This window comes from Aquimarina macrocephali (assembly GCF_051627225.1).
GTDB lineage: Bacteria > Bacteroidota > Bacteroidia > Flavobacteriales > Flavobacteriaceae > Aquimarina > Aquimarina macrocephali.
This window is the reverse complement of the sequence record NZ_CP151795.1, coordinates 5,664,764-5,690,362: the sequence shown is the minus strand read 5'-3', so window position 1 is coordinate 5,690,362 and position 25,599 is coordinate 5,664,764. Positions and strand designations below refer to the sequence as shown.

At 32.7% G+C, this 25,599-nt stretch carries 25 protein-coding genes; 13 read left to right on the top strand and 12 right to left on the bottom strand.

The features are described from left to right. Positions 1 to 40: 40 nt before the first annotated feature. Both AAFU52_RS25070 and AAFU52_RS25065 read left to right on the top strand, forming a co-directional pair. Positions 41 to 478, top strand: a complete 438-nt coding sequence (locus AAFU52_RS25070) for a phosphate-starvation-inducible PsiE family protein (RefSeq protein ID WP_024771389.1) — start codon at positions 41 to 43, stop codon at positions 476 to 478. Between the two features lie 3 nt (positions 479 to 481). Beyond that, positions 482 to 1,159 carry a potassium channel family protein gene (locus AAFU52_RS25065; RefSeq protein WP_024771390.1) on the top strand — a complete coding sequence of 226 codons (678 nt, stop codon included), beginning with the start codon at positions 482 to 484 and terminating at the stop codon, positions 1,157 to 1,159. Between the two features lie 6 nt (positions 1,160 to 1,165). On the opposite strand, the gene AAFU52_RS25060 is transcribed toward AAFU52_RS25065, so the two are convergent. The 6 genes from AAFU52_RS25060 to AAFU52_RS25035 form a co-directional block, all read right to left on the bottom strand. After that, on the bottom strand, positions 1,166 to 2,428 hold the full coding sequence (locus AAFU52_RS25060; protein ID WP_438424217.1) for an FAD/NAD(P)-binding oxidoreductase: 1,263 nt from the start codon (positions 2,426 to 2,428) through the stop codon (positions 1,166 to 1,168). A gap of 98 nt (positions 2,429 to 2,526) precedes the next feature. After that, on the bottom strand, positions 2,527 to 2,889 hold the full coding sequence (locus AAFU52_RS25055) for a rhodanese-like domain-containing protein (RefSeq protein WP_438424214.1): 363 nt from the start codon (positions 2,887 to 2,889) through the stop codon (positions 2,527 to 2,529). A gap of 142 nt (positions 2,890 to 3,031) precedes the next feature. Then, the gene (locus AAFU52_RS25050; protein ID WP_438424212.1) at positions 3,032 to 4,447 is read right to left on the bottom strand and encodes an MBL fold metallo-hydrolase; all 1,416 of its coding nucleotides are present in this window, start codon (positions 4,445 to 4,447) and stop codon (positions 3,032 to 3,034) included. Between the two features lie 65 nt (positions 4,448 to 4,512). Beyond that, positions 4,513 to 6,252 (bottom strand): SulP family inorganic anion transporter, encoded by a 1,740-nt coding sequence (locus AAFU52_RS25045; protein WP_438424210.1) that lies wholly within the window; start codon positions 6,250 to 6,252, stop codon positions 4,513 to 4,515. Positions 6,253 to 6,319: 67 nt separating this feature from the next. Beyond that, positions 6,320 to 6,955, bottom strand: coding sequence for a Crp/Fnr family transcriptional regulator (locus AAFU52_RS25040; RefSeq protein ID WP_024771395.1), 636 nt, complete (start codon positions 6,953 to 6,955; stop codon positions 6,320 to 6,322). Continuing rightward, positions 6,952 to 7,350 carry a DUF983 domain-containing protein gene (locus tag AAFU52_RS25035; RefSeq protein ID WP_024771396.1) on the bottom strand — a complete coding sequence of 133 codons (399 nt, stop codon included), beginning with the start codon at positions 7,348 to 7,350 and terminating at the stop codon, positions 6,952 to 6,954. Before AAFU52_RS25035 ends, AAFU52_RS25040 begins: the two co-directional genes overlap by 4 nt. Before the next feature lie 699 nt (positions 7,351 to 8,049). Here AAFU52_RS25035 and AAFU52_RS25030 point away from each other — a divergent pair. The 11 genes from AAFU52_RS25030 (at position 8,050) to AAFU52_RS24980 (ending at position 21,130) form a co-directional block, all read left to right on the top strand. Further along, positions 8,050 to 9,690 (top strand): TldD/PmbA family protein, encoded by a 1,641-nt coding sequence (locus AAFU52_RS25030; RefSeq protein WP_024771397.1) that lies wholly within the window; start codon positions 8,050 to 8,052, stop codon positions 9,688 to 9,690. Between the two features lie 32 nt (positions 9,691 to 9,722). Then, positions 9,723 to 11,039, top strand: coding sequence for a TldD/PmbA family protein (locus tag AAFU52_RS25025; RefSeq protein ID WP_024771398.1), 1,317 nt, complete (start codon positions 9,723 to 9,725; stop codon positions 11,037 to 11,039). A 140-nt stretch (positions 11,040 to 11,179) separates the two neighbouring features. Next, on the top strand, positions 11,180 to 11,800 hold the full coding sequence (locus AAFU52_RS25020; protein ID WP_024771399.1) for a DUF4159 domain-containing protein: 621 nt from the start codon (positions 11,180 to 11,182) through the stop codon (positions 11,798 to 11,800). A 10-nt stretch (positions 11,801 to 11,810) separates the two neighbouring features. Beyond that, positions 11,811 to 12,827: an AAA family ATPase gene (locus tag AAFU52_RS25015; protein ID WP_024771400.1), complete on the top strand. Its 1,017-nt coding sequence runs from the start codon at positions 11,811 to 11,813 to the stop codon at positions 12,825 to 12,827. Positions 12,828 to 12,973: 146 nt separating this feature from the next. Next, positions 12,974 to 13,870: a DUF58 domain-containing protein gene (locus AAFU52_RS25010; protein ID WP_024771401.1), complete on the top strand. Its 897-nt coding sequence runs from the start codon at positions 12,974 to 12,976 to the stop codon at positions 13,868 to 13,870. A 1-nt stretch (position 13,871) separates the two neighbouring features. After that, positions 13,872 to 15,170: a BatA domain-containing protein gene (locus tag AAFU52_RS25005; protein WP_438424206.1), complete on the top strand. Its 1,299-nt coding sequence runs from the start codon at positions 13,872 to 13,874 to the stop codon at positions 15,168 to 15,170. After that, the gene (locus AAFU52_RS25000) at positions 15,167 to 17,410 is read left to right on the top strand and encodes a tryptophan-rich sensory protein (protein ID WP_438424204.1); all 2,244 of its coding nucleotides are present in this window, start codon (positions 15,167 to 15,169) and stop codon (positions 17,408 to 17,410) included. The genes AAFU52_RS25005 and AAFU52_RS25000 overlap by 4 nt, the downstream gene beginning before the upstream one ends. After that, positions 17,403 to 19,166, top strand: coding sequence for a hypothetical protein (locus tag AAFU52_RS24995; protein ID WP_438424202.1), 1,764 nt, complete (start codon positions 17,403 to 17,405; stop codon positions 19,164 to 19,166). Before AAFU52_RS25000 ends, AAFU52_RS24995 begins: the two co-directional genes overlap by 8 nt. Before the next feature lie 118 nt (positions 19,167 to 19,284). After that, positions 19,285 to 19,743, top strand: a complete 459-nt coding sequence (locus AAFU52_RS24990; RefSeq protein ID WP_024771405.1) for a COG2426 family protein — start codon at positions 19,285 to 19,287, stop codon at positions 19,741 to 19,743. A gap of 133 nt (positions 19,744 to 19,876) precedes the next feature. Further along, entirely contained in the window at positions 19,877 to 20,377 is a 501-nt protein-coding gene (locus tag AAFU52_RS24985; RefSeq protein ID WP_024771406.1) for a hypothetical protein, read from the top strand. Positions 20,378 to 20,503: 126 nt separating this feature from the next. Further along, positions 20,504 to 21,130, top strand: a complete 627-nt coding sequence (locus tag AAFU52_RS24980) for a hypothetical protein (protein WP_438424200.1) — start codon at positions 20,504 to 20,506, stop codon at positions 21,128 to 21,130. Between the two features lie 250 nt (positions 21,131 to 21,380). On the opposite strand, the gene AAFU52_RS24975 is transcribed toward AAFU52_RS24980, so the two are convergent. The 6 genes from AAFU52_RS24975 to AAFU52_RS24950 all read right to left on the bottom strand — a co-directional run bounded on the left by AAFU52_RS24975 (position 21,381) and on the right by AAFU52_RS24950 (position 25,588). After that, a complete protein-coding gene (locus AAFU52_RS24975; protein ID WP_438424198.1) occupies positions 21,381 to 21,977 on the bottom strand; it encodes a YceI family protein in 597 nt (198 codons plus the stop codon). A 24-nt stretch (positions 21,978 to 22,001) separates the two neighbouring features. Then, entirely contained in the window at positions 22,002 to 22,370 is a 369-nt protein-coding gene (locus tag AAFU52_RS24970; RefSeq protein ID WP_024772345.1) for a SnoaL-like domain-containing protein, read from the bottom strand. Positions 22,371 to 22,437: 67 nt separating this feature from the next. Further along, complete coding sequence (locus AAFU52_RS24965; protein WP_438424196.1) at positions 22,438 to 23,037, bottom strand: Crp/Fnr family transcriptional regulator; 600 nt, start codon at positions 23,035 to 23,037, stop codon at positions 22,438 to 22,440. 190 nt (positions 23,038 to 23,227) lie between these two features. Then, positions 23,228 to 24,046, bottom strand: coding sequence for a hypothetical protein (locus AAFU52_RS24960; RefSeq protein WP_438424195.1), 819 nt, complete (start codon positions 24,044 to 24,046; stop codon positions 23,228 to 23,230). Between the two features lie 37 nt (positions 24,047 to 24,083). Beyond that, positions 24,084 to 24,650: a GNAT family N-acetyltransferase gene (locus tag AAFU52_RS24955; protein ID WP_438424193.1), complete on the bottom strand. Its 567-nt coding sequence runs from the start codon at positions 24,648 to 24,650 to the stop codon at positions 24,084 to 24,086. A gap of 5 nt (positions 24,651 to 24,655) precedes the next feature. After that, on the bottom strand, positions 24,656 to 25,588 hold the full coding sequence (locus AAFU52_RS24950; RefSeq protein WP_438424189.1) for a M43 family zinc metalloprotease: 933 nt from the start codon (positions 25,586 to 25,588) through the stop codon (positions 24,656 to 24,658). Positions 25,589 to 25,599 lie beyond the last annotated feature (11 nt).

Genomic DNA, 25,599 nt, shown 5'->3' with positions numbered 1-25,599 from the left:
GACTATTTCATTTTTAAATAGCCTAAAAACAAAATGCACTATGAATTCTAAAGTTTTAAATATAGTAGAGAAAATAGAACGAGTTATTATTTTAGTATTGCTGTTTTCTCTATTATTGGTGGTATTGTACTCTACAATAGTATTTTTGGGATTATTGTTTAATGGGATATTGTCTGATATTCAGAATTCATTTTCTGAGAATAATATTCTCATTCATCTACATAAAATATTTGGAGGTTTTATGCTGGTTCTTATTGGGATAGAGCTAGTACATACTGTAAAAATGTATCTAAAAGAAGATGTGGTGCATGTAGAAATTGTTTTATTAGTTGCATTAATAGGAATTTCAAGACATGTGATTGATCTAGATTTTAAACATTTAGAACCTTTAACTATAATAGGAATAAGCACCCTTATTTTAGTTTTGTCTGTTGGATATTATTTAATAAAAAAAGGAATGGGAATCAAGAGTAATTAAAGTATGATAGAAAAACTATATCCATATCGTTTCGAGATTTTCTTTTTTAGTCAAGTCACAATTCTTTTTGGATCATTAATCGTTCCATCGGTTATATTCGAGAATATTGTATCACCTATTTTATTTCAAATTAATCTTTTGGCAGGGATTTTACTACTGTCGAAAAAGAAAAACCTAATGTGGTTTTTTATTGTATTACTCCTTGTTTCTGGTGTTGTTTTTGGTTCAAGCTTGTTAGAAAATAGAAATGAGAGGTTTTTTAATTTTATAAGAATGATTACCTATTTTTTGTTTTATGTGGTGGTTACTTTTGAAATTATAAAACAAGTTTGGAAAGCCGAATTTGTCAATAAAAATGTAATCTTAGGCCTGATAAGCGGTTATGTCTCATTGGGGCTTATAGGTTTTTTTATTTGCATAAGTATAGAAATGGCAGATCATGGTTCGTTTAAAGGTTTGATTGTTAGTAGCTCTAACCCCGAGATGATAACAGAAGAACTAATGTATTACAGTTATATCACAATGTTAACTATTGGTTACGGAGATATAGTTCCGGTAACGGTTTTATCTAAAAAAGCCGCTATACTTATTGGGTTAATTGGGCAGTTTTACTTGGTGATTGTTACCGCTATTGTTGTTGGAAAATATATCAATCAGTTACACAATGAAAAAAATAGTTGATACAGATTATACATCTTTTCCTTTTAGCATTTTATTCCAATATAGATAAGGTAACATGAATTTTTTAAACATGTATAACCTCCAATGTTCTTTAGCACTAGTAAAGACTAACATTCGTTTTAGTTTTGGGTCTGGAGTGAAATTTCCTTTGTAATCAAATTCTGCTAGTGTCATTTTTCCATATCCGGTAACCAGAGGACAAGAGGAATATCCGTTATACTCTTTATTGCTAGCTTCTTGATTTTTAATTAATTTTAAAATATTATCAGCTACAACTGGTGCTTGTTTTCGTATTGCAGCACCAGTTTTTGCTGTAGGAAGTGCAGCAACATCTCCTAATCCAAATATGTTGGGGTATTTATTATGTTGTAGTGAATGGTGATTTACATTAAGCCAACCAGCATCATTAACCAAAGAAGAGGTTCTTATAAATTTAGGTGCAGCCTGTGGTGGAGCAATGTGTAACATATCAAACGGAAGTTTAATAATATTATCTTCTGTAGAAACCTCACCGATTGTAGCATCTTCATTAATAACACATTTGTTTTCTTCGGGAGCTACATGTCTAAAATATATAAGCTTATTTTCAGCATCTATTTTATGAGGAGCATAGAAAGGTTTAAAATGAATACCATATCTACCAATGACCTTCATCAAGGTCTCTCGAATAGGCTTAACTCCAAAAATAACAGAACCAGGAGTTGCAAAAATAACGTTAGATGTAGTTTCAATACCTTTTTTCTTGAAATAATCTGCGGCCAGGTAAGCAATTTTTTGAGGAGCCCCTCCACACTTAATAGGAGTAGTTGGTTGTGTAAAAATGGCGTTACCTCCTTTAAAATTTTTAAGAACCTCCCATGTATGTTTAGGGTTTGTATAATTACTACAAACAACACCTTTGTCTAATGCTTCCTGAAGCCCTTCTATCATCGATGGCTCCATTACTAATCCAGGAGCAACTACCAAATAGTCATATGTTATATTTCCGTTGGATTTTGTAGATACAGAATTGTTTTCTGGATCAAAAGAAGAAGCTAAATCCTTAATCCAGTTTACTTTTTTAGGCATTACAGATGCCATAGACTTTGCAGTTTTTTTATACTTGTACGCTCCGGCACCTACCAAAGTCCAGGCTGGTTGATAGTAATGTGTGTCTGCGGGTTCTATAATTGCAATATCTAAACGACTATCTTTTTTAAGTAAACGAGCAGCTGTCATAATTCCTGCAGTACCGCCTCCTATAATGAGAATTTGATAATGTGATTTCATTTATGCCTTCTTTGTGTTAGAGTATTAAAAGTACTTTCAATAATTTATTATTACGGTAACTTTGGTTACACAAAATAAAAAATCAATGTTCTGGAGTGTTAGTCTTTATACTTTTTCCAAGCAATATATCCGCCTTTTAGATCTATAATATTTTTAAATCCTATTTCTGCTAATACTATTGCTGCTTTCTTACTTCGATTTCCACTTCTACAGTATACATACAAAGGCTCATTTTTATCAAATTCATTGAACGAAGACTTAAATGCTGTTTGTTTAAAAAAATCGATATTTAAAGCATTATCAATATGACCGGTATTATATTCATATGGTGTTCTTACATCTACTAATTGTAGATCTTTTTTCCCTGAAATGGCTTCTTTGAATGCAGGAACATCAATTTTGGTAATGGCATCGGTTTGTCGATTTTGTATTCTAAAAAGAGTCTTAAAAATTGAGATCATGACTGGATTGTATTATAGTGGTTATTTTGCAATACCTTTTGTTTTATAAGAGTAGTAAATTAAATTCGGACAATACATTTAAAAATAAACACCCGAATCTGTTCATTTTAAATTCAGGTGTTTTACTTCTAATTTCTATACATTATAATAGTGTAGTCGGACAGATATATTCTGATTTCGGAATATTAGTCTTTGCAATTTCTACAAATCCACCAATTACATCAACAAACTGATTCCACCCTCTTTGTTTTAAAATAGAAGAAGCTATCATGCTTCTGTATCCCCCTGCACAGTATAATACAAAGGGTTTGTCTTTAGGAAACTTTGCTAAATGTTTATTAATCTCATTTAATGGAGTATTTATAGCATCAATGATGTGTTCTGAATCGTACTCACTTTTTTTACGGATATCAAAAACTAAAGGTTTTTCTTTGATATAGGAGTTTTTAAATTCTTCTGCGGTGATTCTTTCAGAAATTTCGAATTCTTTTTTGGCTTCTTTCCACGAATCAAAACCATTGTTAAGATATCCTATAGTATAATCATGTCCTACTCTTGATAACCTGGTAATTGCTTCTTTTTCCTTTCCAGGGTAGGTGATAAGTAATATTTTTTGCTTCACATCGGGAATCATTTCTCCCACCCATTGAGCAAAACTTCCTTCCAGACCAATATTAATACTGTTAGGAATGAATCCTTTAGTAAAATCTTCAGCATTTCTGGTATCAAGCATTAATGCATCCGTTTCAGTGGCTACCACTTCAAAAGCGTCTGGAAGTAATGGTTTTATTGCTCGATCCATTACTTCATCAAGACTATCGTATCCTTTGATATTCATTAAGACATTTTGAGGGAAATATCCTGGAGGAGCAGTTAACCCAGTAAGTAGTGCATCGATAAATTCTTCTTTTGTCATGTCTTCGCGTAAAGCGTAATTTACTTTTTTCTGATGCCCAAGAGTATCAGTAGTTTCTTTGCTCATCATTTTACCACAAGCAGAACCAGCCCCATGATTAGGATATACTATCAGATCGTCACTTAGAGGCATTATTTTATTGCGAAGAGAGTCGTATAAATGACCTGCCAGTTTTTCTTCAGTTAACTCAGATACGACATGTTGAGCGAGATCTGGGCGTCCTACATCACCTATAAATAATGTGTCTCCGGTAATAATTCCATGTTCTTTTCCTTTATCATCTATGAGTAAGTATGTGGTACTCTCCATAGTATGACCTGGAGTATGAATTACCTTTATCTTATACTCTCCAATTTTAAAAACCTGACCATCTTCTGCAATTGTAGCATTATATCCAGGTTTAGCACTGGGGCCAAAAACAATTTCTGCCCCTGCTTTTTTTCTTAAATCAAGATGCCCACTCACAAAATCTGCATGAAAATGAGTTTCGAATACATATTTTATTTTTGCATTATCTTCTTTTGCGCGATCAATATAAGGTTGTACTTCTCTAAGGGGGTCAAAAACTGCAGCTTCTCCATTATTCTCTATATAGTAAGCAGCGTGGGCTAAGCAGCCCGTATAAATCTGTTCTATTTTCATGAGTATTTACTTTTAAAAGGTTTAATAATATAAAGGTAGTATGGATGCTATTCTTATACAGTTACTTATGTTACAGAAGGAGCTTTTTTTGTTTGGAGAGAAATTTTTTCTTGTATGGCAGTCTTTTTACTTGCATTATTGCAGTAATCATATGCTTCATAAACTTTTACAAAAAGATTGTTTTTACCAATAGTATCAATAAGACCACTGCTAAATATAATATCCCTTGTTGGTCCTATTGCTCCAGCAATGATAAACTGAATACCTTTACTTTTGAGATCTTTGACAATCTGTTTGAGTACATGTACAGCGCTGCTGTCGATATAATTTATAGCTTCTGCATTAAGAATAATGGTGTTAAGCTCTTTTCCTTTTAAATCAACCTGTTTATAGAGTTCTTTTTTGAAATAATCTTTATTTCCGAAATACAACTGAGCATCAAAACGAATAATCAGAATATACTGTTGCGTTTCAATATCATTACTAAAACGATTAATGTTTTTGAAGTAATTGGTTCCTTTTATTTTCCCCAAAACTGCGATGTGAGGTTTTGAAGTTCGGTAGACTAATATCAACAAAGAGAATAGTACACCAGATAGTATTCCTTCTTTAATGCCAATGATAAGAGTAATTAAAAAGGTAAGAAGGAGAAGACCAAATTCATCTTTTCTGTTTTTAAAAAGTACAATAGGATATTTTAGATCGATTAACCCAAATACTGCTACCATAATTATAGCTGCGAGAATCGCGTTGGGTAAAAAATAAAAAAGAGGAGTTAGGAATAATAAAGTTAATCCAACTACAACAGCACTTATAATTGGTGCTATACCTGTTTTTGCGCCAGCTTGATCATTAACTGCTGTTCTGGAAAAACCACCTGTTGTTGGATAAGATTGAAATAAGGAGCCGATAATATTAGACGTTCCCAGAGCAATTAGCTCCTGATTTGGATCGATTTCATATTCTGTATGTTTTTCTTCTACGGCTTTGGCTACAGAAATAGCTTCCATAAAAGCAATAAGAGCCAAAGTAAAAGCTATGGGTACAAGTTCCGAAATTCTGGAATAATCAACAGAAGGTATTCCAAATTCTGGTAACCCTTTTGGTATTGTACCAACGATTTTTACACCCAGATCATCTATACCCGAGGTATAGACACTAACGATTCCAAAAATAACTACAATTAATGCTGCAGGGATTTTTTGGTTTATTTTTTTTATAATTTTGATGAGTACAATTGCAAGAATACCAATGCCCAAGGTCAAAAAATTAGTTTGATCTAATGTTTTGAATGCATTATGTAATAAAATATGCACTTGGTTGCTACGCTCAATTTCTGTTCCTAGTATATGTTTTAATTGGCTAAGTCCAATAATAATTGCAGCAGCAGAGGTAAAACCACTTATGACTGGTTTGGATAAAAAGTTTACCAAAAAACCCATTTTTAATACTCCCAGGATAAACTGAATACTACCCATAAAAAGAGAGAGAAAAATAGCCATAGTGATGTATTCTTCAATACCCGAAAGTGAGAGTGCACCCAATCCAGACGCTACAAGAAGGGAATCCATTGCTACGGGCCCTACTGCCAATTGTCGAGAGGTACCCATTATAGCATAAACCACTTGCGGAATTAGTGCAGCGTATAATCCAAATACAGGAGGTAGACCTGCAATCATGGCATATGCCATTCCTTGTGGGATAAGCATTATACCAACAGTTACACCTGCCGCAATATCTCCTGATAAAAACTTTTTTTTATAATCAGGAAGCCATTGAAAAACAGGAAGATATCGTTTTAACATGTATGTGCAGATTTATAACTAAAAGTAATTGAACATTAATATATGATCAGTAACATTGGTTACATAGCTATGATAAATCAAGAATTTTGATATAATTTCTATGTAGTTCTATTTTATCTATTTGTTCTAGTTTTTTTAATAAACGAGATATTACCACCCTCGAACTATGTAGCTCCTGTGCAATTTCCTGATGTGTATTACGAATAATATACTCTTTATTAACTCGTGATTTTTCCTTAAGATAATTAACCAGACGTTCATCCATTCTATCAAATGCAATACTATCCAAAGTGATAAGGAGTTCGTTTAATCGATTATGATAACTTTCAAAAACAAAATTCCTCCAGGATTTGTATTTGGCTGTCCATTCTTCCATTTTTCTAATAGGAATCATAATTAGTTTGGTGTCTACTTCTGCTATTGCCCTTATTTCACTTTGGGTTTGGCCAATGCAACAAGTCATTGTCATCGAACAGGTATCACCTTGTTCCAGGTAATATAATAACAACTCATCTCCTTCTTTGTCTTCTCTAAGTACTTTTACTACACCAGACACAAGTAATGGCATTCCTTTAATGTAATCCCCAATCTCGATCAATTTATATCCTTCAGGAACTTCTCTAAAAGTCCCGACTTGTAGTATGTCATTTATCAAAGCATTTTCAAACTGGCGTCCGTAGCTGTTTTTTAATTCTTGAATCATTTTGAATCTTGTTTGGCTTTGGCTATAGAGGCATCATAGGTAAAGAAAAAATTAGCCCAAATTAATTTTGAAACCGCTCCGATGTATGGCATTAAAAGTATAAGGGCTACAACAATGGTGATAAAAATATGGATTGGAGTCAGATCTAATCCAAACAGTTGTATAAGTATGAAAACAGCAACGCTAATGGCTATACCAACGGCATAAGAAACATACATAGAACCATAATAAAAACTTGGCTCTATACTATATTTTAACTGACAGGAAGGACATCTTTTTTTTACCTTATTAAAACGTCCCAAATGATATGGGTTAGCTTCTAGAAATGCCCCATTATGGCATCGTGGGCATTTTAAAGACAATATGCTATATAACTTAGAACCTTTACCAAACATGTTGATGAATTTTGGATAAAAGTAAAGCTTCACAAAAATAATATCAGTAACAAAGGTTACATATAAAAAAGATGTTTTTAATTTTAGGTAAGGGTGTTACAATGCTTTCAGTTCATTCATGTAAATGATACTTAGTGTTATAAATTAGGTAATCATCATGGATACGATTTAAGATTTTGATAACTATTAAGTTAAAAATGTAAAAGTTTAACAAAATTTTAAATATACTCAGATTCAGTGATTCGGGTATTTTGTTTGGGATTTTTTGATAATGTATTAAATGATTTTATTTGATTTATTATATTGATAATCAGATGATTAAGTGTTTTTGGTGAATAAGGCGGTTTTAGGATGCGAAAATTCTTACTCCTTTTTTAACATTTTAGGGTACTATTGTTATTTGACATAATTTTTCTACTTTTAATGCTGTGCTAAAAATAAAAAACTGACCTTATTGACTTCTTTTTAGTATGATATGGTTTTTAATATGGGGGGTAATATTCAAGAGTAAAGAAACTAGTATTAGTTTTTGACTATTTCTAAAAAAAATAAAAAGTGTATTTCCTCATAAAGATAGACATTGCTTTAATGATTTATGTCTATAAATTTAGATTAGTACCTATTGAATTAATTAAAAAAGAAAAAATCACAACTAATAATTAATTAAATATTCATTCAATCAAAAAAGGAGGTTTATATATGAAACGAAGAGACTTTGTTAAATATGCAGGAATAGGATCAGGCGCTTTAATGATGCCTTCCCTGATGATGGGGAATAATATTCCGGTAGAAGCATTGCTAAATCCAGGTATGGACGTAGCAATCAAAAAGAAATTAGCGGATGTAGCGTTAAACACCGCAAAATCTATGGGAGCATCATATGCCGATGCCAGAATAGGAAGGTATTTAAATCAATATGTGTTTACCAGAGAAGATAAAGTACAGAATGTGGTAAATACAGAATCTTTTGGTATAGGAATTCGAGTGGTAGCAAATGGTACATGGGGTTTTGCTTCTACGAATAATGTTTCGGATGCAGGTATTAAAAAAGCAACCGAACAAGCTATTGCTATTGCTAAAGCTAATTCAAAGATTCAGAAAGTTCCTGTAAAATTAGCACCGGTACAGTCATATGGAGAAGTATCCTGGAAAACTCCAATTAAAAAAGACTTTAAAAATGTACCAGTTTCAGAAAAAGTAGATCTCTTACTTAGTGCTAATGCAGCAGCGTTGAAAAATGGAGCAAACTTTGTTAATTCGGGTCTTTTTATGGTAAATGAACAGAAGTATTTTGCTTCTACAGAAGGATCTTATATCGATCAGGACGTACACCGTATATGGCCAACTTTTACAGTAACAGCTATAGATCGAGCATCTAATAAATTTAAATCACGTCAGGCAATGAGTGCACCTATGGGAATGGGGTATGAATATATGGATGGTTTGGATTCTGAAAAATTAGAAGGCCCTGCTGGACTAAGACTATATAGAGGTAGCTATGATATGATAGAGGATGCTACTCTGGCAGCCAAGCAAGCAAAAGAAAGACTTACTGCCAAATCTGTTGAAGCTGGTAAATATGATCTTGTTTTAGAACCTAATCATTTAGGGTTAACAATTCATGAGTCTGTAGGTCACCCATTAGAATTGGATCGTGTTCTTGGATACGAAGCCAATTATGCAGGTACAAGTTTTGCTACACTGGATAAATGGAAATCAAAGAACTTTAAATATGGAAGTGATATTGTAAATCTGGTAGCAGATAAGACACAAGTAGGATCTCTTGGAGCTGTTGGATATGATGATGAAGGAGTGAAAACTAAGCAGTGGGATCTTGTACGTAACGGTATATTAACCAACTATCAAGCTATTCGTGATCAAGTACATATGATCGATCAGAACGAATCGCATGGTTGCTGTTATTCTCAGAGTTGGAATGATGTACAATTTCAGCGTATGCCTAATGTCTCATTAGAAGCTGGCAAAGAGAAGTATGGTGTTTCTGACATGATTAAAGATGTAGAAAAAGGTATTTATATTGCTGGTAGAGGGTCATACTCTATTGATCAGCAACGATATAACTTTCAATTTGGAGGAACTGCATTTTACGAAATTAAGAATGGAGAGATTGTAGGGATGTTAGATGACGTAGCCTATCAATCTAATACGCAGGAATTTTGGAATTCTTGTGCTAAAATATGTGATAAGAGTGATTATCGCATGTTCGGTTCATTTTTTGATGGTAAGGGCCAGCCTTCTCAGATAAGTGCTGTATCACATGGTAGCTCTACTACCAGGTTTAATAATGTAAATGTGATCAATACGGGTAGAACTATTTAAAACATTGTTTTACAATAAATACAAAAAACATCATGGCAATATATACAAAAGAAGAAGCAAAGCAAATTATGGAAAAGGCATTAAGCTTTTCTACAGCAGATGCTTGCGAAATTAATTTAAACGGAAGCGAAAGCGGTAATATCCGCTATGCGCGAAATACTGTATCTACCGCTGGTCACAGATCTAATCAAACCTTGGTAGTACAATCAAATTTTGGTAAAAAATCGGGCACAGCTACGATTGACGAATTTGATGATGAATCTTTAAAAAAAGTAGTAAAAAGAGCTGAAGAACTGGCGAAACTTTCTCCAGAAAATCCAGAGTTTATGGAACCTCTAGGCCCGCAAACCTATGATGAGTCTATTACTTTTAGTGAAGCAACCGCAAACATTACACCAGAGTATCGTGCTAATGTAGCAAACAGTAGTATTGAACCTGCTGCAGCTAAGGATGTTACAGCTGCCGGATTTTTTGATGACTCCTCAAGATTTAGTGCAATGCTAAACTCTAAAGGATTGTTTGCTTATAATAAATCTACAGATTCTAATTTTACCGTTACTATGAGAAGTAATGATGGTACCGGATCAGGTTGGGTATCGAGAGATTACAATGATATCAGTAAATTTAACGCTGGTGAAGCTTCAAAAATAGCGATAGATAAAGCGTTGATGTCTAGAGAAGCTAAAGCAATAGAACCAGGTAAATACACTGTAATACTTGAGCCAGCAGCATCAATTGGCCTATTGGGTAATATGGGAAGATCTTTAAATGCCCGTAGAGCAGATGAAGGACGAAGTTTTATGTCTAAAGAAGGTGGAGGAACTAAATTAGGAGAAAAAATAGTAGACGAACGAGTAAATATATGGTCAAATCCTTTAGATCCTGAAGTTCCTACCAGTACCTGGAATGGGCAAGGGCAGCCATTGAAAAAAACTAGCTGGATAGAAAAAGGAGCAGTAAAAAACCTTGCATATAGTCGATATTGGGCAGAACAAAAAAAAGTAAAACCTGTGCCTTTTCCTTCTAATTTCATTATGCAGGGAGGTGATGCTTCTCTAGAAGATCTTATCAAGAATACCAAAAAAGGAATTTTGGTTACCAGATTGTGGTATATTAGAAATGTAGATCCTCAAACTCTTTTATATACGGGTCTTACACGAGACGGAACGTTTTATATCGAGAATGGAAAAATAAAGCATCCAATAAAGAATTTTAGATTTAATGAGAGTCCGATCATTATGCTTAATAATCTTGAGACACTCGGTAAGCAAGTTAGGATAGATGGTAATTTAGTACCTTATATGAAGATAAGAGATTTCACATTTACCAGCTTGTCTGATGCAGTATAAATTTAATTCATAACATAAACTGGTCATTTTGATTAGCTTCATTTTGACCAGTTTTTTCTTTCTTAACGATCTTAATCTTTAATTGTAATTTGTATCACAAAGGATTAACATATTTCTGAAAGTTAAAACAATAAACTGCATTGAGTAACAAGTTTTTCTTTACAAGATTACAATATGAGTCAGGAGATTGGGATGTAGATCAAAGAATGCCTTCTAACCTTTTAAACTCCCTGGTGGAGTATACTACCCTGAAAGTAGATACACAAGAGAGAATAATCACTTTAAGCAGTGATGAGATATTCAAGAGCCCATTTTGCTATATATCAGGGCATAAACTTGTACAGTTTACTAAGAAAGAAAGAGAGAACTTTAAGAAGTATGTGAATAATGGGGGATTCGTATTTGCAGATGATTGTAATCACGATATCGATGGTTTATTTTCTAAATCATTTGAACGTCAAATGGAAGATATTTTTGGCCCTCAGCAATTAAAAAAAATCCCTAATGACCATGAAATATATAACGTATTCTTCGAATTTGAAGATGGTCCGCCGACTACTTCACAGGAACTTAACGGATGGGGAGATGATATTGTACATGATTATTTAAAAGCCATTGAAATTAATGGTAGGATAGGGGTCCTGTTCAGCAATAAAGATTATGGTTGCGAATGGGATTATGATTTTAGAAATAAACGGTGGTATAAAATTGATAATACCCGTTTTGGAGTAAATATAGTGATGTATGCATTAACATCATAAAAGAAGATGTATGGATAAAAATTTAGCAAGTATTGAACAAGAGGTGAATGTACTTACAGAAAAACTTACTAATTTAAAAAAAGAAATTGGTAAGGTGATCACTGGGCAGGAGGAAACCGTAGAACAATTACTTATTACTTTTCTGGCAGGAGGACACGCACTATTAGAAGGAGTTCCTGGATTGGCAAAAACCTTGATGATTAGAACATTGGCGCAGGCTATTGATTTAAAATTTAAAAGAATACAATTCACTCCGGATTTAATGCCATCTGATATCATAGGTACAGAAATACTCGAAGAAGACTATAGTACAGGAAAGAAATTTTTTAAATTTAATAAGGGGCCCATCTTTGCCAATATTATATTGGCGGATGAAATTAACCGAACACCACCAAAAACCCAGGCAGCTCTATTAGAAGCGATGCAGGAATTTGAGGTTACCTACTCTGGTAAAACCTATGCTCTGGACAAGCCATTTTTTATTCTCGCTACTCAAAATCCTATAGAACAATCAGGGACATTTATGCTTCCAGAAGCACAACAAGATCGTTTTCTGTTATATATAAAAATTGGATACCCCAGTGAGTTAGAAGAAACTACTATTTTAAAAAATACTACAGGCACCAAAAAGGAAACACTTAATAAAGTAATTACAGGAGAGGATATATTAAGATTACAAGACCTGGTAAGAGAAGTACCCATTAGTGATGATCTAATCACATTTGTAAGTAAGCTAATACGGGCAACAAGACCAGAAACCACTACAAATGCATATGTAAAAGAGTGGGTAAATTGGGGAGCAGGGCCGAGAGCAGGTCAGGCAATGATATTAACAGCCAAAGCTAGAGCTTTGATAAAGAGACGCTTATCGGTTACGCTAGAGGATATAGAGCATGTAGCCATACCAGTATTACGCCATAGAGTTATTGTAAATTTTAGAGCAGAATCTGAAGGGATAACATCAGATGAGGTTACTCATCAACTATTAAAAGCTATTCCGGTAGCTACAAATGGAAAAAATAAGTGATACCAATTTAATCGTATCAAAGGTATAGTTGTTTTTTCTTATAAAGACACTGTGAATACATTACATAGCCTTCTACGAGATATATGAACAAGAAATTTAGAGCTAAAAAAAGGAGCCGATATGCGATATTTTAAAGTTAAATTGGTATGAAACAGGATTATCATCAATTATTAAAACCAGAACTTATAAAAAGTGTATCTGGGCTGGCACTCATTGCTCGTGTAATAGTTGATGGATATCTGTCTGGACATAATCATAGTAGAAGTGTAGGTCCGGGAATGGAGTTTAGTCAATTTCGTAATTATGAACCAGGTGATGATTTGCGATTGCTGGATTGGAAAATGTTAGCCAGATCAGGAAGATACTATATTAGACAATCTGAGATAAAAAGTAATATTGCCGTAAAATTTATTTTAGACGCCAGTACATCTATGCTTCATAAAGAAGAAGGACTAACTAAAATGGAGTATGCCAAAGTTTTAGTAGCTTCATTAGCATATCTGTCTCAAAACCAGGGAGACGCTGTAGGGCTTTTTGCACTTAATGATCATCGTTTATACAGTCTTTACCCTAAGGTTCAAAAACAACATTTTAATCGCTTAATGCTAGAGTTGATTAACATTGAGAACGAAGGAAAATGGCCAGAAGATCCCAATACATCAAAAAAACTTCATGATCGAAGTCACAAAGAGTTGATCTTTTTTATTACTGATTTATATGAACATAGTGAAGAATTAACCTCTTTTATCAAACGCTTAAAAACACCTAAAAATGAAGTGGCAGTATTACACGTAATGGGTAAAAATGAATTGGAGTTTGACTATAAAGGTACGGTCACATTTGAAGATCTGGAGACAGGAGCAAGGCGTAAAGTAGATGCCAAGACAGCAAAAAAACAATACCTTATTGCATTAGAAGAAATGATGAAAAACACAAAAAACACTCTATTAGCTAATGATATAGGTTATCATTTATTTAAGTTGAATGAGAATATAGGAGAGGCTTTACAGGTATTTCTGAAGAAACGAAATAAACTAATTTGATATGTTTTTTCTTAACCCGACATATCTATGGGCTTTATTGGGACTTATTGTACCGATAGTCATACATTTGTGGAGTAAAAAAGAAGGAAAAACAATTAAAATAGGAAGTATTCAACTACTTGATGAATCAGATTCTAAACAAACAAGTAGTATTCAAATCAATGAACTTTGGCTTTTATTACTACGAATAGTATTGATTAGTCTACTCGTAGTTCTTATTGCAGAGCCACAGATAAGAAGAAAAATTACTAAAGCACCTATTACATATATTGTAGAACCTTCTCTACTACAATATGAAGAGATAAATTCGATTTTGGATACCATACAAGCAGAAGAATCAGTACGGCTTTTGCAATCTGGTTTTCCAGAGTATCAAAACGATCCATTACATAAAATCGCTACCATGACTCCTAAGTATTGGCAATTAGCCAAGGAAATGGAAGCATTAGAAACCGATAGTATTGTAGTTTTTACCAATGCATTTGCATCGGGTATAAAAGGGAAGAGGCCACAGGTCCATAAAAATATATCATGGGTAATTCTAGATCCTGGAAAACCAATTAAGAACACCCTTAATGCTGTTAAAAAAGAGAATACAATACAGTTACTTTCTGTATCAAGTGATGATCAGCATTTATCTTTTGAGAAAGAGCTTGTTGCTATAAATAGTAATCAACTCGAGCTTAATAAGGAGATGGATAGTGTAATTTTTCCGGTAAACGGAAAACAAGAACAACATCCCCTTATTACAGAATCACCTCTTACAATACTAGTATTTTATGAAGATAATTTGTCTAATGAAAAGACATATATTGAAGCTACCTATAGAGTAATATCAAAATATCTTGACAGACCTATTGATGTACGTACAGTACAGAATATTGAGACTATAAATCTTGACTCTTTCAAGACAGTAATATGGTTAAGCAAAGATGTACTTCCAAAAACTTCTTCGACAGTACTCCTTTATAAACCAGATGATTTATCCTATAGCATCATAGAAAAAGGACCTTCAAAAGAAATTTTCTTTCTTACAAAATCTCTTAATGCAGAAGATGTTGTAAATGAATATTTTGCAGAACATTTACTGGCGATGCTCAATCTTAATGAAAACCTGGAAGAAAAAATTAGACAGTACGATAGACGAGTTTTACATACAGGAGAATTACTTCCGATAGCTGCAGATTTTAAGCAAAATAAAGAGAATTCTACTATTTTAGATATTTCTAGATGGCTATGGTTTTTATTGATATTATTACTGATAACAGAGCGTATCTTAGCAAAATATAGAAAGCAATGATGGGGTCGGGAGAAAAAATATTAGTTCGGTTTAAAAAGCGTTGGCAATTAATGCTATGGATAGAGATTTTGTTGTACGCATTAGGGCTCGCTATTTTTATTTATTTCCTGTTTTTCAAGTTAATATTTTCAATTATTACTTTGATATTGGGAATTGTACTACTTACCGTTTTTATTAAACCATGGAAACCAGGTTTGAAAAAAGTAAGCAGTTATATCGATCAATATCTTGATGTAGCTGAGTATAGTACGGGTCTTTTGTTATTACCCGAAAATCAGCTTTCTGGTTTGGCAAAACTGCAACAACATAAAGTGACAAAGCAGCTTGTTGAAAAGATAAATACTATAAAGCCTCCAAGTCATTTGCTAAGAGGAAGTGCTGTAATGGGCCTGTTTGTAAGTGTTGGTTTTCTGGTATATCAATTTCATATTGTTGATTATATACAATGGTCCCAACATCCAGAAGTACAACCAGAGAAGATCATTTTTAAATCCAAAGATTCAACGACTACAACCCAACGACCTAAGTTAGAAAGTCAGTTATTAACCATACAATATCCTTCTTATACAAATAAACCTTCACTTAAGACTTCTAAAATGGAAGTAAAAGCTGTAGAGGGATCACGATTGTCATGGAAAATAAAGTTTGATACCGAAATTAAAAGTGCAACTATGGAAAGTATGGGAAATAGCTATCCTATGAAGTTGACTAATAATGGATATGTAAGAACTTCAAATTTAAATGCATCGGGGTTTTATAATTTCAAATTTACAGACATGCAGGGTACTTCATATGCATCTGATTTATATTCGATTGAAGTTGTAAAAGATAAGAGCCCCGATATAAAAGTTACTGATTTAAAACAGTTTACTACCTTTTCTTATGATGAAAGTAAAAGAATAGCATTTACAACCTCTGTTACCGATGATTTTGGTATTGCAGAAGCATATATCATAGCAACAGTTAGTAAAGGATCTGGTGAGTCTGTTAAGTTTAGAGAGGAAAAATTAAACTTTGATAGCAAAGTACTTAGAGGTCGTAAAAATCTTAACTTATCAAAAAATATAGATCTGGATCAGATGAATATGGAACCGGGAGATGAGCTTTATTTTTATATTGAAGCACTGGACCTTAAACAGCCTAAACCCAATATTTCTAGAAGTGAAACCTTTTTTGCGGTAATAAAAGATACAATTTCTGATGAGTTTGCCGTAGAAGGAACTATGGGAGTTGATCAAATGCCGGATTATTTTAGAAGTCAACGTCAATTGATTATAGACACAGAAAAACTCATTAAAGACAAGTCAAAACTGTCGAAAAAAGAGTTTAATTTTAAGAGTAATGAACTGGGGTTTGATCAAAAAGTTCTTCGTCTTAAGTATGGTGAATTTATGGGCGATGAATCAGAGTTTGGACCGGCTACTCATGAGAATACAGAAGTTTCGGCAGAAGCAGATGAACATGATGATGATCATGATGATGATCATGAAGAAAAAGATCCTTTGGCAGCATATACTCATGATCACGATAATGAAAATGAACATAACCTGGTAGATCAAAAAGAAGAAAAGGATGGCGAAAAAAGTAATGACCCTTTACATGAATACCTTCATAATCATGACGATCCAGAAGAGTCAACACTGTTTACACAATCTTTAAAAAGTAAACTAAGACAAGCACTTAATGAAATGTGGGATGCTGAGTTGTATTTACGATTGTATACGCCAGAAAAATCTTTACCATACCAATATAAAGCACTTAAATTGATTCAGGAAATTAAAAATAGTGCCCGAGTCTATGTACATCGTATTGGCTTTGATCCTCCACCAATTAAGGAAGATAAGAGATTAACAGGTAAAATTGACGAAGTGTCTAATTTTAGAAAAATAGAAGAGCTACAACTTCCAGAAATATACCCTTCTATATATAAAACTGTTTTAAGAATCGAGCAATTGATATCTAATAAAACTTTAATTACTCCTGAAGATAAACTCCTTTTTGAAAAGGCGGGAAATGAATTGGCCGTTAAAGCTATTGAAGATCCTGGGAAATATTTAAAGACCTTACAACAATTAAAACGTATTACAGAAGATAGAGCAATATCATCATCAATTTTGACCGAAGTGCAGAGAGGTTTGTTTTATGCGCTTCCCGAGTTAAAATCTAATCCATTTAAAAAGAAAGTGTTAACGAGTGAGATTAATGAATTACTACTAAAAGAGCTTCAAATTCATGATTGATCAAATAACTTTTTTAAATGAGGGTTGGATATGGCAAATTGGTATTGGAGCGATAGTGCTATGGTTTGTTTTTGGATGGAAAGAATGGCCCCAATTTGGGAAACGTAGATTTTGGGTAAAAATAGTAATCGCCTTTTTTGCAATTACTTCACTTGCTATTATAGCATTAAAACCTGCAATTTCAACTACCAACAATACTACTGCCAAAATAGCTTTGCTAACCGAGGGCTATAATAAAGAACAATTAGATAGCTTGGAGAAAATTCATAAAAAACTAAAAAAACATAAGTACAAAGCTAATCATCCTATTTTTGATGATATAAACACTCCGGATTCTGTTTTTATCCTTGGGTATGGTGTGAAACCCTACGATCTCTGGCAATTGGATGATTATAACGTTAATTATCTGGGAAGAAACACACCTACTGGGATAGTTAGGTTTAAATATGATTATAAAAATACTGTAGGTGAACACCAGATATTCACAGGATTATATATCAACCCTCAAAAAGGAAATAAACTTGTATTAGAAGGACCAGGGGGAGCAGGTTTAGATTCTGTTTCTTTAGTAGTTGAAGAACAACAAAAATTTCAATTAACAACTAACCTTAATGTCAAAGGAAACTATCTTTTTTCTCTAGTAGAAAAAGATTCTTTAGGAAAAACTCTATCTACAGACCCTATTCCTTTGGTTGTAGAAGATCCCACTCCTTTAAAAATAGTAGTGGTAAATGGTTTTCCGACTTTTGAAACCAAGTACCTAAAAAACTACCTGGCAGAAATGGGGCATCAAGTACTGGTAAGAAGTCAGATCACCAAAGGAAGATATAAGTTCGAGTATTTTAATATGGAAAGAATGCCTTTAGGGGCATTTTCTAAAAAGAATTTAGAATCTTTCGATCTTGTTATCATTGATGCCAATTCATTTAAAAATTTAGGAAGAAAATCACGTACCGCTTTAGAGAATTCGGTAAAAGAAAATGGGCTGGGTGTTTTTATCCAACCAGATCCTGGTTTTTTTAGATCTTCAAAAGGTTTTGGGGCATTTGATTTTATTTCAGAAAAAAAGACAGAAATCAGATTGGATGATCAGGCAAAAATTAAACTTTCTAAATATGCTTTTGTTTTAAAAGATAAATTTCTACTACAGCATATTCATACTAAATCTAATTCCAAAATCATATCTGGATACAAACATATTGGAAAAGGTAAAATCGGAACTACTGTGTTAGAAAATACATATGAACTTGTATTGGATGGCCATACTGCTGCTTATCAACAAATATGGTCTAAACTCATTAATAGTATAAGTAGTAAAGAAACTTTGTCGGTAGAATGGGGAGTAGCATCAATAATTGCATATAAAGATCACCCTTTTAAATTTGATGTAAGAACATCAATATCAAAACCAATAATTAAAACCAATAAAAAACATAACGTTTCAATACGTAGAGATATTGATTTGTTAAATCTATGGAAAGGAGTTACTTATCCACGGGATTTTGGATGGAATACCCAGTTTTTAGAACAGGATACCACAAAAATATTCGAGTATTTTGTAGCAGATACATCTCATTGGCGATCACAAGCATTGTATAAAACAATTGAAGAAAATAAGAGGTATTATAAAAAATCAAGGAAGAAAGAATCAACTCAAAATCATACCGTACGACCAATACCACTTTTAGGTTTTTATCTTCTATTTTTATTATGTACAGGATATTTATGGCTGGAACCCAAGCTATTGAAGCTATAAAAAGAGTTTTATTGTTAAAATTAGAGTTATAAAACTAATTTAGACCTTTTTTAAGATTTAAAAGTATGGTACAAACCATTTAGAACGTTAACTTTGCAGGCTGTAAGAAAAATTGTTTGTGATTAAGGATATTATTATTGCTGTTTTATGGAGTATTTCTCCTTTTGGCGAAGCTAAGGTTGGGATTCCTTTTGGTATGTTAAGTGGATTAAATATCTACTTGGTGTTTGTTTTATGTTTTTTATCTAATGTATTGGTGTTTCCCATGATGATGTTTTTTCTGGAAAAGATGAATACATATTTGCTTAGATGGAAATTTTATAAAAAAGCTGCAATATATGTAGCCCGAAGAGCAAAATTAGGCTCGGGTACTAAAATTCAAAAACATGAATTTTGGGGACTTCTTTTATTTGTAATGATTCCAATTCCTGGTACTGGTGTGTATGCAGGAAGTATTGCTACGTATTTATTTAAGGTTAAAAAACGAAAAGCTTTTATAGCTAATAGCGTGGGGATATTCTTCTCTTCTGTAATTGTTTGGGTAACCACATTACTTACTATGAAAGGAATTGCCTAAACGTTTATACTATAATCATACGATAAAGATTTTACGTTACATTTCTAATAGATTCATATTGAGTTTCCTAAAACTGATAAAAATCAGTAATAAGAATTAAAAAATATAGTAACATTGATGCTCAAATGCATTTATGGAAATCTCAAATGATATTGTTTTACGCCCTCGGTTTTTTCAGGATTTAGATGTACCATCAGAAAAAGCACTCGAAGCTTTTGAAAAAACAGGTAAAACTTGTCAGGATTTTAAAGTAAGCCGGGTAGATCACCACATTTTTATACGTATTCCTAAAAAAGACCAGCATTTCTGGTCGCCACAACTTCATCTCGAGATTTATGATATTGATGAAAAACAACCACAACTAAAAGGCCTTTTTGGCCCTAGTCCTACAGTATGGACTCTTTTTATGTTTCTTCACTTTGTTGTTGCTACATCATTTATAGGGGCTGTAGTTTGGATGTATGTTAATATACGTCTGGATAAACCGTATTTGTTTTCTGTAATCACCATGTTTTTTCTTCTCATTACTTGGTTTGTACTCTACTTTGCTGGCCGATTGGGGAGACAAGCAGGTAAAAAGGAGATGAAAGAGCTATACTTCTTCATGAAAAGCACTTTAAATTCTGTGGCATGATATATGTAATGTTATAAAGTAGCGACTCTATTATACTAACTTTTTAAAATAATCCCAAATCAGTGCTGTTAGAGTTTTGAAAACAGCTTATGAAATTATAAATTTGAACACCTAAAATAAATTGCTATGATCTACAGAATAAACCTTCAGAACGTAAAGAAAATATTACTTATGTTAGTGGTTTCTTGCTTTTTTATGCAAGTAAATGCACAAAACGAGCTTGTTTCTATTCAATCTATTAGTGATCAGGAGTTTGAGGTAAGGAGTCTTAATGGTATTCCTTTTACAGTAGTTCTGGAAGAAAGTAATAATGATGGACAATTTCATTTAGGGATCAATAATAGCCTTACTTTTAAGGTTGGGGATATGATTGCCAAAAGAAGTACCCTTAGAATTGTATTTGAAGATGAATTGTACCATTCTTTAGAAAATAAATTGATCAAGCAATATCAAAAAGATTTGCAATGGATCGAAAACTTACTCGGTGTTAAAGAAGGTGAATTTAAAAAACTTCCATCACGTCCCGTTTTTTCAAATAATGGTTTAGAGAAACTAAAAGGTACAGTATTTGAATATGTTAATACCGACCAAAAAGAAGAAGACTTCTATAAGTGGATAGAAAAGATAAACTATTCTGTTGGTGCAGTACAATATTTTAGAGACTTATTTGCCGCATCTAATGGTGAGAATAATGAGCAAAGACGTCATTTTTTACCGATTAATATATACGAAGAACTTCAGAAAAGCAGATAAAGTTAATCTACTTATCCGAAAAGGAATGGAGCTTTATTTCATATAAAAGACCGAACATAGTTCAGTCTTTTATAAATATATACTACTCGTATTTAAAACTCTATTTTGATAGCAACTGCAATTCGATTAATACTTACAATAAGCATTAGACTCTAGATTCTGTACATTAATACGTGGGTTTTTAGTTACAATTGCATTCATAATTGTTGTTTTTTGATTGTATCAAGTTTAGAAAAAGGTAGTAATGTATTTAGTTTACATTAGTATCTTTCTTTACGAGTTCTAGTTTTACGGTTATCTCAATGTCTTCACCTACAACCATACCACCATGTTCTGTCTTTGCATTCCAGGCAACTCCAAAATCGGTTCTATTTATAATTCCGGTAATCTTAAATCCGGCTTTAGTATTGCCATTACCATCGTTTGCTATGATTCCACCATGAGAAACATCTAGTGTTACTTTTTTTGTTATGCCTCGCATGACTAAATTCCCTTTTAACTGATACCTCTTTTTACTTTTCTTTTTAAAGGACGTACTGGTAAAAGTAATTTCAGGATGTTTTTCGACATAAAAAAAATCTTCTGATTTTAAGTGACCATCTCTTTTAGCATTATCGGTATCAATAGAGTTGGCATCGATCTCGAAAGTAATTTCTGCGTCTGAGAAATCATCCTTGTTACTTATAAAACTTCCGTCAAAAGAGTTAAAGCTTCCGTCGACCTCAGAGATCACTAAATGTGAAACCGAAAAACTAACTTTTGAATGATATGGATCTACTTTCCAGGTAGTTTGTGCAAATGAGTATGTTGTTGCTATAAATGCGATTAATACTGCTAATCTCTTCATTTTATAATATTTTAATATTCTGATTTAGTTTGTGTAATAGAATTTTTCGTTGATGATTTGACCGTTTTCCCAACGTTGTATCGCTAATTGAAGATAATTTCTGGTTCCCCATTCTTTATGATCAAAATCAAAAGCCCATTGTACAACAGAGATAGTATCATTGATCAATACATTTGTTACTTCGGCATTTCTAAATTGAGTGATATTACTTACAAAGGCTTTTTCTAATTCTCTATTGGCATCTTTACCAAATGTAGGAGGGTTTTCATTTTCTTGCATGATTACATCATTTGCATAAAATTTTTCAAATGCTTCTAAGATTAGACCTTTTTTGATCATGGCATTAAGGGCCATTACCTGTTCTTTTACATTTGTTTTTGTTACTTCTGTCATGAGTATCTTTTTTTATTAATAATACTACAAAGATGTAACGAGATTAAAAGCTATGCATTCACTTAGGTTAACTAATATTGGAGGTGCTGTTTTTATTGAAAATTTGTTTACGAATACGACTTAAAGACTGAGGTTTTATACCTAAATAAGAAGCAATTAATAACTGAGGTACTTTTTGAATAATTTCGGGATGCTCTGTTACAAGTTCTAAATAACGCTGCGGTGCAGACTTGCTTGTAAGTCCAGAAATACGTTGCAAAGTACTTATATAAGCTTTTTGGATAAGGAGTCTTTGAAAACGTTCAAAAGCGGGAATAGTATCACAGGTTTTTTCAAAATTATCTTTGTTTATAATAATGAGTTTGGTTTCTACAATCGCTTCAATATTTAATTTTGAAGGTTCTCTAGAAAGGAAGCTGTACAAATCAGCAATCCAATAATTTTCTAAGGCAATTTGTACAACATTTTTTTCACCTTTTTCATCAATTGAATACGAGTATAGTCCACCCGAAACTATAAAAGCAATATAATTAGCCACTTCACCTTCATTTAAGAAATGCTTATTTTTGTTTACCACAATAGACTTTGTTTGAGCTAAAAACTCTTCAAATTCAGTTTCGGTAATCGTAGTTTTTTCTAAAATGTTTTTATACAGCAGTTGACTCATATACTCTTTTTGTATAATGTATGTTTAATAATGATTAGCCAGTTTAAATGTACTTATCTTTTGAGTTGATAATGCTTAAAATTTTATTATTTTTTTCTCTCTTACTATTGCTCTTCCTATAGAAAAATCTCTGCAAGTCCATTTCATGTTTTCATATAGTTCAAGTATTTGCAATTACTATGAGTTACTTTTATTTTTGGTAAAACTCTTTTATAGTAATGTTTTTTTCTTTTGTCAATCTTTTTAACTCCTTTAAAAGATAATATCGATGCATAAATCCAGTCAAAACAACAATTCTTTTTCCTTTGTTCTGCTCAGAAATTTTCATAATGTTTTTCGCCATGGTTTGATTTCTTACATCCCAAAAATCTGCCCATAGTTGGTAGCCGTCTCTATAACTTATTTTTTCTCCATTGGGTTTGGTTAAAAAACGATTTTCAAATTCATTACGAACATTTGTGATTTTTGGAATCATTTGATATTGATAAAATTGACGCTGCTCACAAATGCTATCTGTTTGAGGATTGTTAAAGTTTTCTGGGGATTTCGAAGCACGCACTTTTAATGGTTCTAAAAGGGCAGTATAGGTGTTAAAAATTTTTGATTGAGATGCGGTTAATAATTTTGCATTATTTAAACTGTCTAGAAGCTTTAGTGTTAATCTATCTGTAGGACGCATTCCTTTGTCAATTCTATATTGATTTCTACCTTCAAACTCATAGGGCCGTAAATGCGTTTCCGGATATTTCTCTATATACATTTTAGAAGCCATCCCTTCATTTTCATTATACGGTTTATTAAATTTAAAATCAGGAGTAAAAAATGAAGAATCTATTTCGTGTAATATAAAATCTGGTTTAACTTTTTCTAAGATATTAAAAAGTATTTCTGGGTTATAGTTAGGCGCAGGTTTGTGTAAGTTACCAATAACAATTATTTCGGTTACCTTTTCTGTTTTACAAGAAAAAATTGTTGCTGTTATTAAAAGAAGAGTTATTATTTTTTTCATTTTATTCTTAATGTTGCTATGTTAATTCCAATAATGTTTATGAGTGTTTAAAATCTACTTCTAGTAATGAAAAAATCTCGCTGTCTAAATATTTTCCATCGAAATAATAATTTTCTTTAAAATACCCTTCTTTTCTAAACCCTAATCTGTGCAATAGCTTCTTAGAGCTTTCGTTTTCAGGATTTACATTGGCTTCAATACTATGCAGGTTTAGGTTGTTGAATCCAAATTTAATTAGCTCAATCATTGTTTCTTTCATAAAGCCTTTACCCCAAAATTGAGGTTTTAAAGTATATCCTATTTCAGCTCTATGATTTTCTCTAAGTATTCTCCAATATGAAAAATCACCAATAAATGTGTTTGTTGATTTTTCTATAATAGCCCAAAATAGCCCGTTTCCTTTTTTATAGGTTTCTATGTTTTTTGAAATAAAATTTTTAGAATCTTGTACTGTTGTATGGGGATTTGAATCCATATACTTCATCACATCTTTATCTGTTCGAATACTCTGAATATCTGAAGCATCACTTATAATGATTTCTCTAAATATGAGTCTTTCGCTTTCTAGTTGAGGAAAGTCCTGAAAATAAATATCATTAATCATTTTTCTTATTTTCTGTAATTTGATTTGTTATTAAGGTATAATTCTCGTCTTGTACCTCCTTCATTAAACAATTCGCGCATTCGCTCTTTTTGTCCTTTGGTAAACATAAACATAGCATTATCATTTACATAATCCATAAAATTCATAAACATATCATTACTACCACAGGAAAATTGAGGATGAACAGGATGGCCTGTTCTTGATTCATATTGTGAAGGTGTATCTTCTACTTGATCAGAAGATTCACAATCTTTGTCTTTTGCAAAAATATGTTTAAGATTTAACCAATGACCAATTTCATGAGTAGCAGTTCTTCCAAACTTATGACCATCTGCCAAAGGCTCCAGAGTTCCAAATACTCTTGGATCCATAACTACACCGTCGATTCTTGGGTCAGATCCAGGAGGATTAGCATATCCTGGGAGCCCTAAATTACCTAAACGATTTGAATAATCGGCTATCCAAATATTTAGATATTTATGGTTTGGCCAAGCATCTTGACCACCTTTATTATAAAAATATAATGAACGCTCTTCAATACTTTCTATATCCTCATGCCCATCAGAGGCAACAACCATACTTTCGGTTCTAATTATACCAGTAGTTGGATTTTCGCTTGGGTCTATGGTTGCCAATTTAAATTCAACACCTACATCGGCTACTAAATGCTTAAACTCGCCAGGCGTGTTTATATGATCGGGGTTTAGCTTTCTAAAATCTTGATTTAATACATCGATCTGAGATTGTATTTTCTCATCGCTAATCACAAATGGATTTGGACTGTAATTAATCACATGGATTACTACCGGAATTGAAATTATTTCTTCCGGAGGAACATTCGTTGGTTCTTCAGGAAGAGTAGGTACATTAGTTTTGTCACAAGCGTTAAAAAAAAGTATAGAAAAAAGGAACGTTAGAATAGTGGTAGACCTGGTCATTGGATATGTTT